We start from the raw sequence: 16,130 nt of genomic DNA, 5'->3' as shown, positions 1-16,130 counted from the left end.
CCTTTTCTTTAGAAATAACGCTTACGCCACAAAATATAAAAGGCGAGGCTTGAGAAGCCGACCATCATCGCGAGCGCGAACACGAAACCGATCGATTGGCCTTCCCATGGGACTTGAACGTTCATCCCGAATATCCCAGAAATCATCGTCGGGATGCTCAGCACGATTGTGATCGAGGCCAAGAATTTCATGACGAAGTTGACGTTGTTCGAGATGATTGAACCGAAGGCGTCCATTTTAATGCTGATGATGTCGTTATAGATCGACGCCATCTCCATCGCCTGGCGGTGCTCGACGAACACGTCTTCGAGCAATTCCTCGTCTTCCTCGTGCTTCTCGAGGCTCGGTGTCTTGACGATGCGGTCGAGGACGCTGTCGTTCGCTTTAAGTGAGGTCATGAAATAGACGAGCGACTTCTGTAAGTTCATCAATTGAAAGATTTCCTGATTTCGCATCGAACGTTGCAACTCTTGCTCGAGCTCGTCCATGCGCCGGTCGATTTGGCGAAGGAAACGCAAGTACGTCATGCTGACTCGGTGCAAAATCTGGAAGACGAACCGGCTCCGATAGTTCGTTCGGAACAGCCGGGCTTTTCCGTTGGCGAACAGGTTGAGCACGTCGAGGTCTCGTGAGCAGACGGTGATGAAATGTCGGCCGGTGACGATGATACCGAGTGGAATCGTGTTGTAGGCGCGTCCCGTATCATCTTCTTCCACGTACGGGACGTCGATGATCATGAGGAGCCCCTCATCATCTTTTTCAAATCGTGGTTTTTCTTCAATATCAAGCGGGTCGTAGACGAAGTCTTCAGGAATGCCGGAGGCGGCGATGACTTGATCAGCCTCGTCTTTCGTCGGATTGACGAGTTGGATCCAGCTTCCTTTATCAAAGTCGTCGATTTCGTCGACACGCCCAGATGCGTCGGTACGGTAAATCGTTAGCATAATGTTCCTCCTACCTTAGCTCAACCTAATTATAGGTAGGCGATTGAGAGAGTGCAATCGGAAAAGGAGGAGTTTTTTTGTTTTTTCTCGAAAACATGCTACAGTGGGAAAGAATGGCAGTAGGATTGAGTCAAAGGAGGGATGGAGTTGTCACAAACGCCCCAAAATGCTCTGTTTAACGAAGAAAAGTTGGCGGAGCTCCATCAAATCGCTAGCGGAAATAAAGAATTCTTGAAAAAGATTGCCGATACGTACGTACGTCAATTCGAGGCGAAGTTCCCTGAATTGAAACAGATGGTGCGTGAACAAAATCACGAACAAATCGAACAACTTGCCCACTTGTTGAAAGGGGCCTCTTATTCTGTCGGGCTCGACGAGACGGCCGCTCGATTCCATCAGCTTGAAATGGCTGGGGAGACGAACGAGACGTCGAACCTCGAACCGATTCTCGATGAGATTGAAGCCGATATGCATCGCTTCGATCAAGAATGGGACGCCCACTTGAACGAGTTGCCATAGGAAAAACGGGATTCCGCCGCGAGGCGAAATCCCGTTTTTCAAATCAAGCTAAAAATTCGTCGAGTGTGGCGATCAGCATGCCAATCTCTGGTTTTGTGATCTGGGCGTTCGCCCCGACCGCGTCGCCTTTATGCTTCAAATCATCCGAGATGAGTGAAGAGAAGATGACGATTGGCAGGTCGGCGAATTGGTCCATCTCACGGAGTCGTTTCGTCAAATGCAAACCGTCCATTTGCGGCATCTCGATGTCGGTGATGAGCAGGTCGCAATGAACGTCGCTCTGTTCGAACGCATCGAGCGCTTCCTTTCCGTTGTTGAAGATCGTCGTGTTGAAGTAGCCGGCATCGTCGAGCGTGTCGATGATGAGCGTCCGTAACATCTCTGAATCTTCCGCGATCCACACTTGTTTGTTCGACCGTTCCCGGGCACCGAGTCGTTTGACCGATTCGCGGGCCATGATATCCTTTCGTGACAATTCGAGCGCAATCCGCTCGTAATCGAGAAGGATAATCATCTGGTCTCCCGTTTTGACGACCCCGTTCGTGATGCCTTGCATGCCGCGCGCGAGATCGGACGGCGTGTCGATCTGTTCCCATGAGATTCGTTTAATTTCGGTCACTTGGTCGACGCGGAGCACCGACTTTTCTCCGTTGAACTCACAGACGATCAAGCGGTCGTTCTCTCCAACGTCACGCGGGTGACCGATGACCATTGGTAAATCGATGACGGTCATGACCTCGCCGCGAAGCTCGATGAGCCCCATGATCGCTTCCGGGGTACCCGGTAGCGGGGTGAGGGGAAGCATCGTGATGATTTCACGTACTTTCATGACGTTGATCCCGAAAATGAACGGGCCAGATTGGAAAATGACGATTTCTAATTCGTTCGTGCCTGCCTCAAGTAAAATATTATGATCCATGCTCACTGGTGGTCCCTCCTAGTTCACGTACTCTCTTCCTTTCTATCGGTCGATTTGATGAACATCTACAGTTGAAAGTGGCAAAGTCGAGGCGGAATTGACAAAAAATTGACGAGTAACCGTTTACATTACATAAACTGAATCTTTATAGTTGTTCTACCGATTTGATTTTGCATACAATGGGGGTGGCAACGAGATATCAAAGCTTACTCAGGAGGCAGATAGAGATTATGAGTATGAACACGTATCCATATTTAATTAATGGACAATGGCAGGAATCAACAACGAACGAAACAATCGAACTCGTTTCACCTTATACAGAAGAAGTCGTCGGACATGTCCAGGCGATGTCTCGTGATGAAGTCGATGAGGCAATTCACGGCGCGAAAAGCGCACAACAGGAATGGGCGGCGCTTCCGGTCAACAAGCGTGCCGAACTGTTGTACGCTTGGGCGGACAAACTCGAAGAGCGCGTAGATGAGATCGGTCAAATCATCATGCGCGAAGTCGGGAAAAACTTGAGCGATGCGAAGAAAGAAGTCGTCCGGACAGCAGAAATCATTCGCTATACGGCGGAAGAAGGACTTCGCTTCACAGGCGGATTCATGCAAGGCGACTCATTCCCGGGCGGTTCGAAGAACAAGATGGCGATCATCAAGAAAGAAGCACTCGGTGTCGTCCTCGCAATCTCGCCGTTCAACTATCCGGTCAACTTGGCAGCAGCCAAAATCGCACCGGCGCTTATCACTGGTAACGCGGTCGTATTTAAACCAGCGACACAAGGCGCTATCAGCGGTGTGAAAATGGTCGAGGCGCTTCAAGATGCAGGTCTTCCGAGCGGTCTATTGAACCTCGTCACAGGACGCGGGTCCGTTATCGGTGACTACTTGACGTCACACCCTGGCATCGACATGATCACATTCACAGGTGGTACCGGGACAGGTCAACACTTGTCGCAACAGGCATCGATGGTACCTGTCGTGCTCGAACTCGGCGGGAAAGATCCGGCCCTCGTCCTTGAAGACGCGGACCTCACCCTGGCGGCTGATCAAATCATCAGCGGGGCGTTCTCGTATTCAGGACAACGCTGTACGGCGATCAAGCGCGTATTCGTGCTCGAGCACCAAGCAGACGAACTCGTCGGTATGTTGAAAGAACGTGTCGAGAAGCTCACGGTCGGCTCACCGGTCGATAACAGCTTTATCGTCCCACTCATCGACAAGAAGTCGGCAGATTACGTCCAAGGTTTGATTGACGACGCCGTCAACAAACAAGCGACGGTCGTCCACGGAAACGAACGCGACGGCAACCTCCTTCATCCGACACTCCTCGACCACGTCACGCGTGAGATGCGCGTCGCTTGGGAAGAGCCGTTCGGACCGGTGTTGCCGGTCATCCGCGTCAAGTCGCTCGACGAGATGATTGAACTTACGAACGAATCAGAGTTCGGTCTTCAAGCGAGCGTGTTCACACAAAACGTGAACAACGCCTTCACGGTCGCCGACAAGCTCGAAGTCGGTACAGTCCAAGTGAACGGTCGCACAGAACGCGGCCCTGACCACTTCCCGTTCATCGGCGTGAAGCAATCAGGCCTCGGGGTCCAAGGGATTGGACGCAGCCTCGAGACGATGACACGCGATAAAGTTACCGTCATCAACTTATAAGTGATTGGAGAGGAGAAATCCTCTCCTTTTTTTGTGTGATTGAAATCCGTTCTAATCGACAGGTATAATGAGTGAAGATAGGTGGAAGGGGTTGTGGGGACGTGGCGAACTGGATTTCAAGCCAACTGGCAAGACTCGATATACCGACGCCGTTCGAGGTCGGCAACGTGAACGTCTATGTCGTCGAACATATGAACCGTTTCTTCATGGTCGATTGCGGACCAGACACGGAAGAGGCGTGGACTTCATTGACGACACAATTGGCCGAGCTCGAACTGAATCTCGCGGATATTGATTTTTTATTTTTGACGCACCATCATGCCGACCATGCGGGGCAAGCCTGGCGTTTGCGTGACGCCTCGATTCCTGTATATGGACACGAGAAGCTCGTTCGCTATTTGGAACAGACACCGAACTTCATCAAACGGGGCAATCAGTTCTTACACGACCTGGCGCACTGGTTTGGTACACCCGAGTCGATTGTGAACAAACTGCCTGATTATCGGGAAGCGTTGCGTTGGATCGGTCCGACGACCGTCACGATGACGTTCGAGGACGGTCAAGATGTGACGAGTGACGGGGCATGGAAGACGATCCATCTGCCTGGTCATGCGAGTGACCAGCTCGGTCTCCTTGGTCCTGGCGGTGTTTTGATCGCGGGTGATCATTTGATTGATACGGTCGAACCGAACCCGCTCATTGAACAACCGTACGAGGAGGAAGGGTTTGCCTCACCGGTCGTCCTGTATCTCGATTCGCTCCGAAAACTTCAAGACGTCGATTTGAAGCTCGTCGTGAGCGGGCACGGGGAACCGATTCAAAAACCGCGACCGTTGATCGAGGCGCGCATCGCCCAGCGTTATGAACGGAGTGAGTTGCTGCTCGCCGATTGGGTCGACGGGTTGAGCGTGTTCGATTGGTCGATGCGCCTCTATGGCCGCAAGATGCGTCGGGCGATGCCGCTCGTCTTCAGTGAGGTGTTCGCGCGCTTGACGTTGCTCGAGGAACGTGGCCGCGTCGTCAAACGGTTGACGGACGGGAAATGGATCTATATGAGAGCGGAGGAATTTGTGGAATGAGACATATTGTGATCACGGGTGCGTCGAGCGGCTTTGGGGCCGCGCTGGCGCATTCTTTTTATGAGGCGGGTGCCCGCTTGACATTGATTGCACGAAGTGAGGACCGATTGCGTGAACTCGGCACGAAACTATCGGCCGATTGGCTCGTCGCCGACGTCTGTACCGAATATGAGACGCTCGTGGCAAACGTCGAACGAACATACGGGCCAATCGACGTCTGGGTGAACAATGCCGGTATCGGTGAGTTCGACCGGGTCGTCGATCAATCGACCGACGTCATCGAGGAGACGATACGCTTGAACGCGATCGCCCCGATGGTGCTCGCACGTGACTGTGCCCGGTCGATGCGCCGCGGCAGCACGATCATCAACGTCTGCTCGCAAGCGGCGAAAGTACCGACGCCGAAGTCGGCCGTCTATGCCGGTTCAAAGGCGGCGTTACTTCAGTTCTCGAACGCGCTTCGGTTGGAACTGAAGCCGGAAGGGATTCATGTGTTGACGGTCAATCCGGGTCCGATCGCGACACCGTTTTTTCTCCGGGCCGACAAGAGCGGACGTTACGAGGCGAGCGTGAAATCGATTATGCTCAATCCCGATCGTCTCGCGAAACGTGTCGTCGCGGCGTGTGAGGCGTCGAAACGTGAAGTGAATGCCCCGTGGTGGATGGAACTTGGCGCGAAACTGTACGCAATGTGCCCGGTCATGTTCGAACGGCTCGCAAAACGGGGATTTGACAGAAAGTAAATGCGCCAACATAGAGAAAAAAGGGGGAGACACGATGCGCCGATTGAAACAATTTGGCTTGATGCTGTCACTCATCTTCCTCGCTGCCTGCGGGACGACGCGCGCCGAGATCACACCGACGTTCGAACAGGCAGCCGAAGAAGCGAAACAGTCGACGGTCAATTTTTATATGTGGGGAGGCGATGACGGCATCAATCGCTACATCGATGAGTATGTCGCGCCCCGCCTGAAACAGACGTATGACGTGGAGTTGAACCGCGTCCCGATGGACACGGCCGAGTTCGTGCGCCAATTGTCGCTCGACAAGCGGGCAAATCGAGAAGAAGGGACAATCGACCTCATGTGGATCAACGGAGACAATTTCCGTAACGCCGCCGAGGCGGAGTTGCTCCAAGGCGACCTGCTCGACAAAATCCCGAACGCCGCGCTGTTGAACGAAGAAGCCCAGGCAACTGATGCGGGCACCCCGACCGACGGGCTCGAGGTCGCCTGGGGGAACGTGCAGTTCGTCATGCACTATGATGCGGACAAAGTCAAAAATCCGCCGACGACGTTCGACGAATTACATCGTTGGACCGAAGAAAATCCGGGCCGTTTCACGTATCCTGAAGTGACAGACTTCACGGGCAACGCGTTCGTCCGCCATCTGCTCTACGCCGAGTATGGGGCTGCGGCCGGTGACGGAGAGATTCCAGACGCGTTCTGGGAGAAGCTTGCGACGTGGTCGCCGACCCTTTGGAAACAAGGGTCAACATATCCGAAGTCACTCGCCCAACTCGACCAGTTGTACGCCGCGGGTGACGTCTGGATGACGATGGGCTTCAATGAACGACGCGCCGAGGCGGAACGCAACGACGGCGTGTTCCCGAAGGGGACACGGGCACTCGTGCTCGAGCATTCGATTGCCTCGACGCATTTTCTCGCCGTTCCGTTTAACGCCAAAAATCCGAACGGTGCGCTCGTCGTCATCAATGAGTTACTGTCACCGGAAGCCCAGCTCGCCAAACAAGACGCGACGTATTGGGGGGACGGGACATCGCTCGATTTGACGAAACTCGATGCGGCCGACCGTGACGCCTTCTTGAAGCTCGATGACGGTGTCACCTATCCTGATCCGGAACGTCTCGCCGAACGATCGATTCCCGACTATGGGCCCGCCGTGATTGATGCGATTCGTGAGGAGTGGGATCGTGTCGCGAAGTAGTCTATGGCTTAGTTTAATCGTTTTGGCATTGCCATTCACCGGCGTTGCCTTCCTGCTCTACGAGACCGTCGGATTTGACTGGTCTGAGTTGAACGAGGCGGCGTGGCGTGCGAGCCTGGCGGTGACGTTGTACGTGACGCTTACATCGACGTTCCTCTCACTCGTGATTGGGACGTGGCTTGCCCGGACGATCTATATGAGGCGTTCGATGTGGCTCGCATCATTCCTCAAATGGCCGATGTTCGTGCCGCACGTCGCGGCAGCCTATTTGTTTTATCTGTTGTTCTCAGGTGGCTTTCCGGTATATGGCCTCATTGAGGCAAATGAGCGCCATCATCTCGTCGTCATCTTGACGTACGTCTGGAAAGAAGTACCGTTCGTTTTTTTGATGGTGGTCGGCACATACGGCCAACTGAATCCAGGGTACTTGGATATGGCCAAGACGCTCCAGCTCAAACCGCTCGAACAGTTCAGAGTGGCCGAATGGCCATTTCTCATCAAACCGCTCCTCGACTCGTTCTGGGTGCTCGTGGCGTTCATCTCGTTCGCTTATGAAGTGCCGGCTTTGCTAGGTGTCACGTACCCCGAGCTGCTCGGGGTACTCGCCTACGAGCGATTGACGACTGGTCTATTTTTAAATGCATTCGAGTCGTATGCGGTCGCGCTCGCTTGGACATTGTTCATCTTCAGCGGCGTCATCGCATCCTACGCTTTGACGGCCAAGCGGAGACGCCGAATCGAACGGGGGGTGAGACGATGAGTCGACTTCTCGTCGCTTGTTTCGTCGTCTTTCCGTTCGTCGGGTTGTTTTTGACGTTTCCGAGGTCGCTCACGTGGGACGAGGCGATTTTGAATACGGTCGCCTACGTGGTCGCCGTGGCGCTCATCAACGTTTGGCTCGGCATCGGGACGGCCTGGTGGCTCTTGTTCACCGAGTCAAAATGGAAGGCGTGGGTCGAATGGCTCACGTTTCTGCCATTGTTTATCCCCGTCTTGGCGAGCATGTTCGGCATGTATATCGCCCTCGCCCAAGTCGGACTCATCGGGACGTACACGGGGGTCGGGCTCGTCCTACTCGTCACGACGTTGCCGTATTCGATTCGATTGGCATACAACGCCATGTACGTGATCGGGAGACCGCTCCTCGAACAGTCACTGACGCTCGCGCCGCTCACCCGGATCGGGTTCGTCCTATTCCCGCTCATGAAAGAGTCGGTGCGGACGATCGTATTGTTTTCGACCGTCATCGTGTTGAGTCAATTCGTGCTCGTCCAATTGATCGGGGCCGGACTCGTCCCGACGGTCACAACGCGGCTGTATCAGGCCTACGCAGGCAATGACGTCTCATTGGCGTTACAAAATACATGGGTGCTCGTCTCGTTGCCGGTCTTATTTTATATCGGGCTCGGTGCGATGTTCGGCATCTGGATTAGATTGGTGAAGGGGCGTTTGCAATGAGCTTGGTATTGTCAGGAATACGAAAACGTTTTAAAGACCGCGACGTGTTACGCGGCATCGATCTCACTATCCCGAACGGAGAAATCCATGCCCTCGTGGGTGTGAGCGGTTCCGGGAAGTCGACACTGCTCCGCATCGTCGCCGGACTTGAGACGCTTGATGCCGGGTCGGTGACGTGGGAGGAGATGCCGCTCGATGGGGTACCGCCTCACTTGCGCCGGATTACGATGTTGTCCCAATCCCCGCTCTTGTTTCCGCATCTGACAGTCGGCGAGAACGTGACGCTCGCCACGCCGAACCGGTCACGGGAAGAAGCGGAAGCGTGGCTCACCCGGGTCAAGCTTCCCGGCCGCTACGACGCTGAAATTCATGAATTGTCTGGAGGGGAACAGCAACGCGCGAGCTTCGCCCGGGCGCTCGCGGCCGCGCCTCGACTCATTCTGCTCGATGAGCCGTTCACGAACCTCGACCCCGGTCTCAAATCCGAGTTGCAACGACTGATTCGTGACCTCGTCCGTGAACTCGAGTTGACGGCGCTCCTTGTGACCCACGACCGGGAAGAAGCGATGCTCGTCGCCGACCGGGTGACATTGCTCGCGACGGGCCAGGTTCTAGTGACCGGTACGCCGGGACGTTTATCCGAGACGGAGTCGACGTTCGGTGACTTTGTCGAAGTGAGCGGTACGCTGCTTCCGTCGACCGATATCGACGTATCGACGGAGCCGACGTCCGATTCGATCGTGCTCGTCCGGACGTTCATTCGCTTCGGGCATCATTTCGGCGAGTATCGACGCCCGACCGGGGAATATGTCATCTTACCGCGGAGCGAATCGTTCAAAGTCGGCGAGACGTATTATTTGCGACAGAAACAAGGAGGAATTTGATGTTAGACACATACGGTAGCCGCTTCGTCCGTCCCGTCATCGAGCGCGGGGCCGATCGGCTTTTGAAATGGAACTTTACCCCGAACGAGGTGACGATCCTCGGAGGCATCATCGGTGTCTCGGTCGGTCTGTTCATTTATAACGATATGTTGTGGACGGCCGTGTTGCTGTTATGGGTGTCGGGTCTCTTCGACGTCCTCGATGGGACGATGGCCCGGCGCTCCCAAAAGACGGGGTTCGGCACGGTGCTCGACCTCGTCTTCGACCGTATCGTCGAGATTGCCGTCGTCATCGCGCTCGCGCTACGACATCCTGAACATATGCCGATCTTCCTGCTCTTGCTCGGGTCGTTCGTCGTGGCGATGACGTTGTTCCTCGCCGTCGGGGCGAGCAGCTCACGCCGTTCAGAGAAATCTTTTTATTATCAGCCTGGTATTTTGGAGCGGACGGAATGTTTCATCTTGTTCACGCTCATGATTCTTTTCCCGACATGGATCGGCGTCATCGCGACGATTTTCCTCGTCCTTGAAGTGTTCACGATCCTTCAACGTTTGTTTGAAGCAAGGCGGATTCTAAGATGAAGCCGCGCCTTGTTTTGGTCGGGCTCGGTCATGGGCAGCTCGAGATTCTCGAACACCTCGATGCGCTTAACGAAAACTACGAAGTGTCGTATATCGGTGGACGAGAGGCGATTTATACGGGTGCGTTTCCTCAAGTGATCGCTGGCGAGATGGAATCGGCGACGACGCGGTTGCGTCGTGACGTCTCTCCCGTCGCCGAGCGCCTGATCGGTCTCGATCCGGATGCGCGCCTCGTCGAGACCGATCGCGGCCACGTCGCATATGACATCCTCGTGCTCGCGACCGGTGCGAAGAGTCGTGGGATCGGGAACCGGTTAAAACCGATGACGACAAACATGCTGGACGAGATTTTACAGAGTGACGCGATCACGATCGTCGGCGGGGGCAAAGCCGGAGTCGAACTCGCCTTCGCTTGCATCAGACAGAAGCAACGCGTGACGCTCTATGCTCGTGACATCTTACCCGAGCTTCCCCGTCATGTCGGGCGACAGATGGCGCGGCGTCTCGTCCGCAGCGGCGTGATGCTCATTCTGACGTCGTTCCAACCAGGGACCCAGACAGAGGGACTCGTCTTAGACGCGACCGGTGTCGTTCCTGATGAGTTTTGGTCTGAGGCTGGACTTGCGGACGATGGGGCGTTCATCGACACGGAAGACGATTTGCGACACCCGGTCTACCGCGAGATTTATATCACCGGGGATATGGCGGCCCGATTGAACGGTGGTGTCGATGCCGTCCGTTCGGGTCGGCATGTCGCCCGTCAACTGCTCGGTACGCCACGCCGGTTCAAATCGCGGACGTCGCTCAATATTTTGTTGACGACCCCAGGACGGGCACTCTTGACGTTCGGGAAGCTGACATGGCACGGTCGTCTGCCGTTTTGGTTGAAACGGACAATCGACCGACGCTACGTCGAACGATTTACATGATAGAAAGATAACGGGCGATTTCTCGACTGATGTCGAAAAAATCGCCCGTTTTTAATAATCTTTTAAATTTGTTTTAGTTTCTCACAAAATAAGTTATCAAAAATTTTAAAATTCACTGAAAATGATTTGTTTCTCTTCTCGAGTAAGTCCATACAACTCAACGACTTTATCATTAAGTTGAGTATGAAGAACAGAGCTCTTTTCTTGGTATTTTTTCAATTCATTTTTTTTCATTTCGATAAATTTGTATAATTCAAATTCATCATTTTGAGAGAGGGTCACTTTTTGTTTCTTAAATTCTTTAAGAAGATCTTCAAATGAAATATATGGCCACTTATCTATGTTGTTAGTGATTTTGTCTAAGCCAAATTTTCCTTCCATAAAATGAGATACTTGTTGCTCGAGTGCTGTTTCTTCTTTAGAGAGTGCCATGCTCTCCTTAACCAAATCGCTAAGTTCACTATCTTTCGACTCATTAACGTATGGAATCTTCGACATAAATACCGTTTTAAATCGCTTATATCCACCTCTAGCATCAGTAGAAATCAAATTAAATAAGAAATTAAAAACTGATGAATTTAAGATAGCTAACTCCCTGTATGGATTAGGGGCTTCCGTCCAAAACAATGTCATGTCTAGTACATTACCTTTTGTTAGAGCAAAACAGCTCCTATTAGCAATATCGGGATAAGTAATATAAATCTTTTCAAATGAAAATGACTTATTAATTTGCTGGTATTCGTACCATTGCTTTGTACCGTTACTAAGACCGTCTTTGATAATTGCTCGCGCTTCCAATTCTGCCTTATATTGTTCAAGATGTGATTTTACCACTGGATAGTCATTTATATCAACCAATTCCAATTCACATTTAGTTTTGTTTTCGAGATAGGGGAAAATTATTGAGTACTTAGAAATTGTGGAATATGGTTTTACATCTTTGCCATTTAAATATGGTTTAATAATTTTGGCGTTTTTAATGTCTGCTTCAATCAGTTGCTCTGCCTGACTCTTAGTCAAAATATAAGCAGGATTTCTTCCTGTTTTGACTCCAGCCTTTGGTTTCCCCAGCACTTCTTCCAACGTATTATAGTTGTTTAAAAGTTTTTCATTTAACTCATTAATATGGTCTTCAAGGAAATTCCATACATCAGGCTTTACTTTTGACTGTAAATAAGGACGCCATTTACTCTCAAAATAGGAGTCTAACGCTTGGTCTAATTCATTAAAGTGACAATAGTGAATTTCTTGCTCTTCTACATTTTCTTCTTTATCCGCAATAAAAATGGAAGGATAGGCAATAATCCCTTTAAACACATCTAAATCATCAAAATCCATAAAATAACGAATTCGTGACTTGTTCAATAAGTACGCCCTTAACGATTGTCCATAAGTGGTCGTAGTGTATTTAGACGAACAAATATACCCCATTTTTCCACCTGGCTTAAGTACTTGGAAAGCTTTTTCAAAGAAATAAATGTACAAGTCCGCTCTGCCGTGAAAAGTTTCGTAGTGTTTACGTAAATGAGGTTTTATAGACACAATGAGCTCCTGCCTTACATAGGGTGGATTACCTATTACAACGTCAAATCCGCCATGTTCGAAAACTGCAGGAAAAGAAGATTCCCAATGGAACGGATTTTCGGAAAATGTTGGATCACTTACTACCGAGTTACCACATAGAATATTTTCGTCTAATGAGGTGAGGGGATCGCGTTTATTAGCTGTTTTTAACCACAAAGACAATTTCGTGATTTCAACACTCTCTTTGTTTAAATCAACTCCGTATAAGTTATTCTTCAAAATGCCTTTATCTAAATCAAATAAACTAGGAACGCCAACTAGCTCTTCGAGTTTGCTATTAACTTCTGTTCCCACTTGTCTTAAATAATCGAACGCTGCATTTAAGAAAGCACCAGAACCACAGGCAGGATCGAGAATTTTTATCTCCCTAATTGTATCTTGTAGTCTTTTGTAAAAGTCGATATGCAACTCTACATTGGTCATCTTTTTTCTGCGTTTATTAGATTTTTTATTGTATTCTTCAAAGTCCTTCTCAGTGAGTTCTGGAAGATTTGCTTCCCCAAGATCGATTCGCTTTTGTTCGATCCACTCGCCTACAGTTTTACGTACGATAAATTGTGTGACGAAAGTTGGCGTATAGAACACCCCGTCCTTTTTTCTTTTACTTTTATTCTTATCAAATTCTTCTCCGCGAATTTCTGATTTAAATTCTTCTATATCAGAAATCGATTGCTCAAAAATATGTCCAAGTAAATTTACATCCAACTCTGAATCAAAATCATATTCAGCTATTTTCTCGAAAAACGGAAAGAAATCATCGTTGATAGAAAGAGAGTCTAAAACTTCATCTGACTTAAATAACCCTCCATTAAAACGGTTAATATTCATTGGCGGGTTTCCTTTATCAATTGAAGCAAATAAACCTTTTAGCTGTGTCCAAATCTTTGTTTCACTAAAGGTGAAGTTTTGCTTTGCCGCCTGAACAACCTTTCTAAATACATTTTCAGGGAGAAGTTTTGAGTCTTCGCAGAAACAGATAAAGATGAAACGGTCTAAAATCTTTTGTGTTTTTTCAAAAATTGTAATTTCATCAATTTCTGGATTAAACTCTATCAAATGTTGATAAAGCCGTCGCCGCACATCTTTATAATCATCGTAAAATTTTTGAGATATTACTTCCTCTTCAGCTTCATTCCGAATGTAAAGTTTATCAGTGTTAGAAAACTCTACATGGTCTATCAAGTTTTGGCGATTCAGGAGGAAGAAAAACTTTTTAAAAACTTCTTCATCAGTAGCTAAATCTTCCATAAAAAATTGCTCGTATTCAGTCATGGTTTTTGCATTGTATAATCGTATTTCCTTAAAATTTGAAACTATAACCCAATTACAGTTTCGATGTTTATATTGATACGAAAAAGCTTGCTCAACAGGTGATTGATTATTTTCGCGTTTTTGTTTTCTATCGAGATCGGTACGAGCATCCTTAAGTTCAATAACTACACGCGTATCACTAATTGAATCCGAATAGAAACCTAAAGAACCATCAGCTACAGTTGCATCGACCTCAGTTGTTTTTTCAACTTGAAGATTCCAAATACTTTCCCCAATACGTCCTTTAAAACCTAAAACTAAGGTGAAGATTTGGTGAAGGAAATCACCTTGTATAGATACTTCTTTGGTCTTATTAAGATTGCTTTTTGTTAAAGAATAATGCCATTTCTTTAGTATTTTTTGTCTGTTCTCAAACTCTGGAATATCCACTTTTGCTAAATGGTTAAGTTGTTCTGATAGATATTTTCTATTAAATATGTAATTCTGCATTTGTTAGTACCACTCCTAATTATTCATTATATTTACATTATATCGTAGTTTGAAAAACTCAGGTTATGAAAACTTAGACATCAAATGACATCCATCAGTAATGATAGTGGTTATAACGTTTTTTCAATTCTTTAAACAATTATTTAGTTGGGATTTGGAATAATACTTCTTTAGCGAATGAGTCGTGTGCGGTCCTGTAGCCCAGGAATTTCCGTGTGGCCCGTTGACCTTGGCAAGTGCGCTGCTGTTGCTACTATTTTGGCATGACGAGAATGAGTTAATTATATGCAGCGGCGCGCCAAGTAACACCAAGATGCGATCGTTTCAACTGAGCTCTCTGTTTCAATTTATCGTCGCTGGCTTAAATGCTTACTCCAGTAAGGCGGTGTTCGTCATATTATTTCCCTCCTTCACCGACTTTCGATACTTTCCTTTATGACGGTACGTGATTGTAGGTATGTTGATGATTCACGCATAGATTCATTGAAAGACCTTCGAGGATACAATCTTCCTGTTAAAAATGCATATCATAATCTGTTACAGTCATCAGGCATGCACGGCTTCTCAGTGATTGTCAAACGAGTCACCTAGTCGAGCTTCATCTTGGTGTGCAGTTGAATTATATTTCTAGATAATATTCCCATACGCGTTCTGTATTGGAGACTGGGTTACGTTTGTGCGTAGAGGGCTAGCGTCCGAGACGTCTTGCGATGGACCGGTTGAACATGTGCTCGCACCTAAGAAAGCGACGTACCGGATAGGGTGGCTGAAGAGCGATGAAAACAGAGGAGCGTAATCCCTTCCAGGACGACGCTCCTCTGTTCAAAACCAGTTGAAATTTTTCAGTGCCATCAGCTAACCACTGTCGACTCTTGATTCACGCGTTCAACGTATCGAGGAACGAGCGGATTTGCATCTCCGTCTTGGCGTTCGCCGAGTGGAGGTGTTCTTGTTTGACGCCTTCTTGATAGAAAAGAAGTGAGGGGATGCCTCGGACTTCTTGCGCGTCCGACAGTTCAGGCAACTCGTCGCGGTCGACGACGTACCAGTTGAACTGCGGATAATCTTTGACGAGTTCGTCGACGTACATATCAAGACGACGGCAGTCGGGACACCATGATGTCGTAAAGATGACCATACCTTTATCTTGGATGGCCTCTTGGAATTGTTGATCAGATTGGATCGGTTTCATAAAATCTCTCCCTTCACATATATTGTCTGTGTATTCGCAACGGGCGTCAACCGATTGGCATTCTCGGTCGCATGGCAATATGTGATACACTTATAAAAATAGAACCGCAAGGGATAGGTGATGGTTATGGCGTTACGTCATGCACTACTCGGGTTATTGACCCATCAACCCGCTACCGGCTATGCCTTGAACGCGACGTTCAAAGCACAAATGATTCATTTTTGGCACGCCCATCATACACAGATTTATCGCGAACTGTTAAAGATGGAAGACGAATCACTCGTCTCCTCTGAGCACGTCGCTCAACATGACTTACCGGATAAAAAGATTTATTCAATCACCGAGGCGGGACGTCAAGAGCTAATCGACTGGCTCCGGCAACCGACCTCGTACCAACCGAAGATGAAAGATGAGAACTTGCTGCGGGTCAGCCTCCTGCAACTACTCCCGCTCGACGAGGCGATCCGTTACGTCGAGGAGACGAAAGCGCATCATGAACAAGTCGCTCATCAGATTCGGGCGTTTCAAGCGGCGCACCAGTCCGAGGCTGACACGCTCGGTTATTTACTGACGAGCGAGTACGCCATCCGGATGATGGAAAATTACGCCGGTTGGGCTGATTGGGCCATCGAACAGATGAAACAGCGAGACAAACATGCGACCTGACGT

Annotated in this window: 15 protein-coding genes; 11 read left to right on the top strand and 4 right to left on the bottom strand. The window is 49.4% G+C overall.

Annotated features, from left to right (window positions below):
• Positions 1-8: 8 nt before the first annotated feature.
• Positions 9-944, bottom strand: a complete 936-nt coding sequence (locus tag KNP60_RS07560; RefSeq protein ID WP_034777898.1) for a magnesium transporter CorA family protein — start codon at positions 942-944, stop codon at positions 9-11.
• A 141-nt stretch (positions 945-1,085) separates the two neighbouring features.
• Here KNP60_RS07560 and KNP60_RS07555 point away from each other — a divergent pair, with 141 nt between their 5' ends.
• On the top strand, positions 1,086-1,463 hold the full coding sequence (locus KNP60_RS07555) for an Hpt domain-containing protein (RefSeq protein ID WP_034777895.1): 378 nt from the start codon (positions 1,086-1,088) through the stop codon (positions 1,461-1,463).
• 43 nt (positions 1,464-1,506) lie between these two features.
• Here the strand turns inward: KNP60_RS07555 and KNP60_RS07550 are convergent, their stop codons facing one another.
• Positions 1,507-2,382, bottom strand: a complete 876-nt coding sequence (locus tag KNP60_RS07550; protein WP_034777893.1) for a chemotaxis protein CheV — start codon at positions 2,380-2,382, stop codon at positions 1,507-1,509.
• A 227-nt stretch (positions 2,383-2,609) separates the two neighbouring features.
• Between KNP60_RS07550 and KNP60_RS07545 the strand changes: the two genes are divergently transcribed.
• From KNP60_RS07545 to KNP60_RS07505, 9 genes are all read left to right on the top strand, one after another.
• Positions 2,610-4,046 carry an NADP-dependent glyceraldehyde-3-phosphate dehydrogenase gene (locus KNP60_RS07545; protein WP_138860294.1) on the top strand — a complete coding sequence of 479 codons (1,437 nt, stop codon included), beginning with the start codon at positions 2,610-2,612 and terminating at the stop codon, positions 4,044-4,046.
• 101 nt (positions 4,047-4,147) lie between these two features.
• On the top strand, positions 4,148-5,125 hold the full coding sequence (locus tag KNP60_RS07540; RefSeq protein ID WP_214791931.1) for an MBL fold metallo-hydrolase: 978 nt from the start codon (positions 4,148-4,150) through the stop codon (positions 5,123-5,125).
• The gene (locus KNP60_RS07535) at positions 5,122-5,868 is read left to right on the top strand and encodes an SDR family NAD(P)-dependent oxidoreductase (RefSeq protein ID WP_214797231.1); all 747 of its coding nucleotides are present in this window, start codon (positions 5,122-5,124) and stop codon (positions 5,866-5,868) included. The genes KNP60_RS07540 and KNP60_RS07535 overlap by 4 nt, the downstream gene beginning before the upstream one ends.
• Before the next feature lie 34 nt (positions 5,869-5,902).
• A complete protein-coding gene (locus tag KNP60_RS07530; RefSeq protein ID WP_214797230.1) occupies positions 5,903-7,072 on the top strand; it encodes an ABC transporter substrate-binding protein in 1,170 nt (389 codons plus the stop codon).
• On the top strand, positions 7,059-7,832 hold the full coding sequence (locus KNP60_RS07525; RefSeq protein ID WP_214797229.1) for an ABC transporter permease family protein: 774 nt from the start codon (positions 7,059-7,061) through the stop codon (positions 7,830-7,832). The genes KNP60_RS07530 and KNP60_RS07525 overlap by 14 nt, the downstream gene beginning before the upstream one ends.
• On the top strand, positions 7,829-8,530 hold the full coding sequence (locus tag KNP60_RS07520; protein ID WP_214797228.1) for an ABC transporter permease: 702 nt from the start codon (positions 7,829-7,831) through the stop codon (positions 8,528-8,530). Before KNP60_RS07525 ends, KNP60_RS07520 begins: the two co-directional genes overlap by 4 nt.
• Positions 8,527-9,414, top strand: coding sequence for an ABC transporter ATP-binding protein (locus KNP60_RS07515; protein WP_214797227.1), 888 nt, complete (start codon positions 8,527-8,529; stop codon positions 9,412-9,414). Before KNP60_RS07520 ends, KNP60_RS07515 begins: the two co-directional genes overlap by 4 nt.
• Positions 9,414-9,995: a CDP-alcohol phosphatidyltransferase family protein gene (locus KNP60_RS07510; protein WP_138859314.1), complete on the top strand. Its 582-nt coding sequence runs from the start codon at positions 9,414-9,416 to the stop codon at positions 9,993-9,995. Before KNP60_RS07515 ends, KNP60_RS07510 begins: the two co-directional genes overlap by 1 nt.
• Positions 9,992-10,924, top strand: coding sequence for an NAD(P)/FAD-dependent oxidoreductase (locus tag KNP60_RS07505; protein WP_214797226.1), 933 nt, complete (start codon positions 9,992-9,994; stop codon positions 10,922-10,924). Before KNP60_RS07510 ends, KNP60_RS07505 begins: the two co-directional genes overlap by 4 nt.
• A 105-nt stretch (positions 10,925-11,029) precedes the next feature.
• On the opposite strand, the gene KNP60_RS07500 is transcribed toward KNP60_RS07505, so the two are convergent.
• Both KNP60_RS07500 and KNP60_RS07495 read right to left on the bottom strand, forming a co-directional pair.
• Positions 11,030-14,269, bottom strand: a complete 3,240-nt coding sequence (locus KNP60_RS07500; protein ID WP_214797225.1) for an Eco57I restriction-modification methylase domain-containing protein — start codon at positions 14,267-14,269, stop codon at positions 11,030-11,032.
• 877 nt (positions 14,270-15,146) lie between these two features.
• Positions 15,147-15,461: a thioredoxin family protein gene (locus KNP60_RS07495; RefSeq protein ID WP_214707562.1), complete on the bottom strand. Its 315-nt coding sequence runs from the start codon at positions 15,459-15,461 to the stop codon at positions 15,147-15,149.
• 126 nt (positions 15,462-15,587) lie between these two features.
• Between KNP60_RS07495 and KNP60_RS07490 the strand changes: the two genes are divergently transcribed.
• A complete protein-coding gene (locus KNP60_RS07490; RefSeq protein ID WP_034777872.1) occupies positions 15,588-16,127 on the top strand; it encodes a PadR family transcriptional regulator in 540 nt (179 codons plus the stop codon).
• Positions 16,128-16,130: the final 3 nt, after the last annotated feature.

Source organism: Exiguobacterium sp. s5, assembly GCF_018618075.1.
In the GTDB taxonomy this organism is placed as follows: Bacteria; Bacillota; Bacilli; order Exiguobacteriales; family Exiguobacteriaceae; genus Exiguobacterium; species Exiguobacterium mexicanum_A.
This window is presented reverse-complemented; position numbering and strand designations above follow the sequence as displayed.

Coding starts and splice junctions, on each gene's coding strand:
- KNP60_RS07530 (WP_214797230.1), top strand. CDS start 5,903: ATGCGCCGATTGAAACAATTTGGCTTGATGCTGTCACTCATCTTCCTC.
- KNP60_RS07550 (WP_034777893.1), bottom strand. CDS start 2,382: ATGGATCATAATATTTTACTTGAGGCAGGCACGAACGAATTAGAAATC.
- KNP60_RS07495 (WP_214707562.1), bottom strand. CDS start 15,461: ATGAAACCGATCCAATCTGATCAACAATTCCAAGAGGCCATCCAAGAT.
- KNP60_RS07560 (WP_034777898.1), bottom strand. CDS start 944: ATGCTAACGATTTACCGTACCGACGCATCTGGGCGTGTCGACGAAATC.
- KNP60_RS07510 (WP_138859314.1), top strand. CDS start 9,414: ATGTTAGACACATACGGTAGCCGCTTCGTCCGTCCCGTCATCGAGCGC.
- KNP60_RS07505 (WP_214797226.1), top strand. CDS start 9,992: ATGAAGCCGCGCCTTGTTTTGGTCGGGCTCGGTCATGGGCAGCTCGAG.
- KNP60_RS07500 (WP_214797225.1), bottom strand. CDS start 14,269: ATGCAGAATTACATATTTAATAGAAAATATCTATCAGAACAACTTAAC.
- KNP60_RS07535 (WP_214797231.1), top strand. CDS start 5,122: ATGAGACATATTGTGATCACGGGTGCGTCGAGCGGCTTTGGGGCCGCG.
- KNP60_RS07515 (WP_214797227.1), top strand. CDS start 8,527: ATGAGCTTGGTATTGTCAGGAATACGAAAACGTTTTAAAGACCGCGAC.
- KNP60_RS07490 (WP_034777872.1), top strand. CDS start 15,588: ATGGCGTTACGTCATGCACTACTCGGGTTATTGACCCATCAACCCGCT.
- KNP60_RS07520 (WP_214797228.1), top strand. CDS start 7,829: ATGAGTCGACTTCTCGTCGCTTGTTTCGTCGTCTTTCCGTTCGTCGGG.
- KNP60_RS07555 (WP_034777895.1), top strand. CDS start 1,086: ATGGAGTTGTCACAAACGCCCCAAAATGCTCTGTTTAACGAAGAAAAG.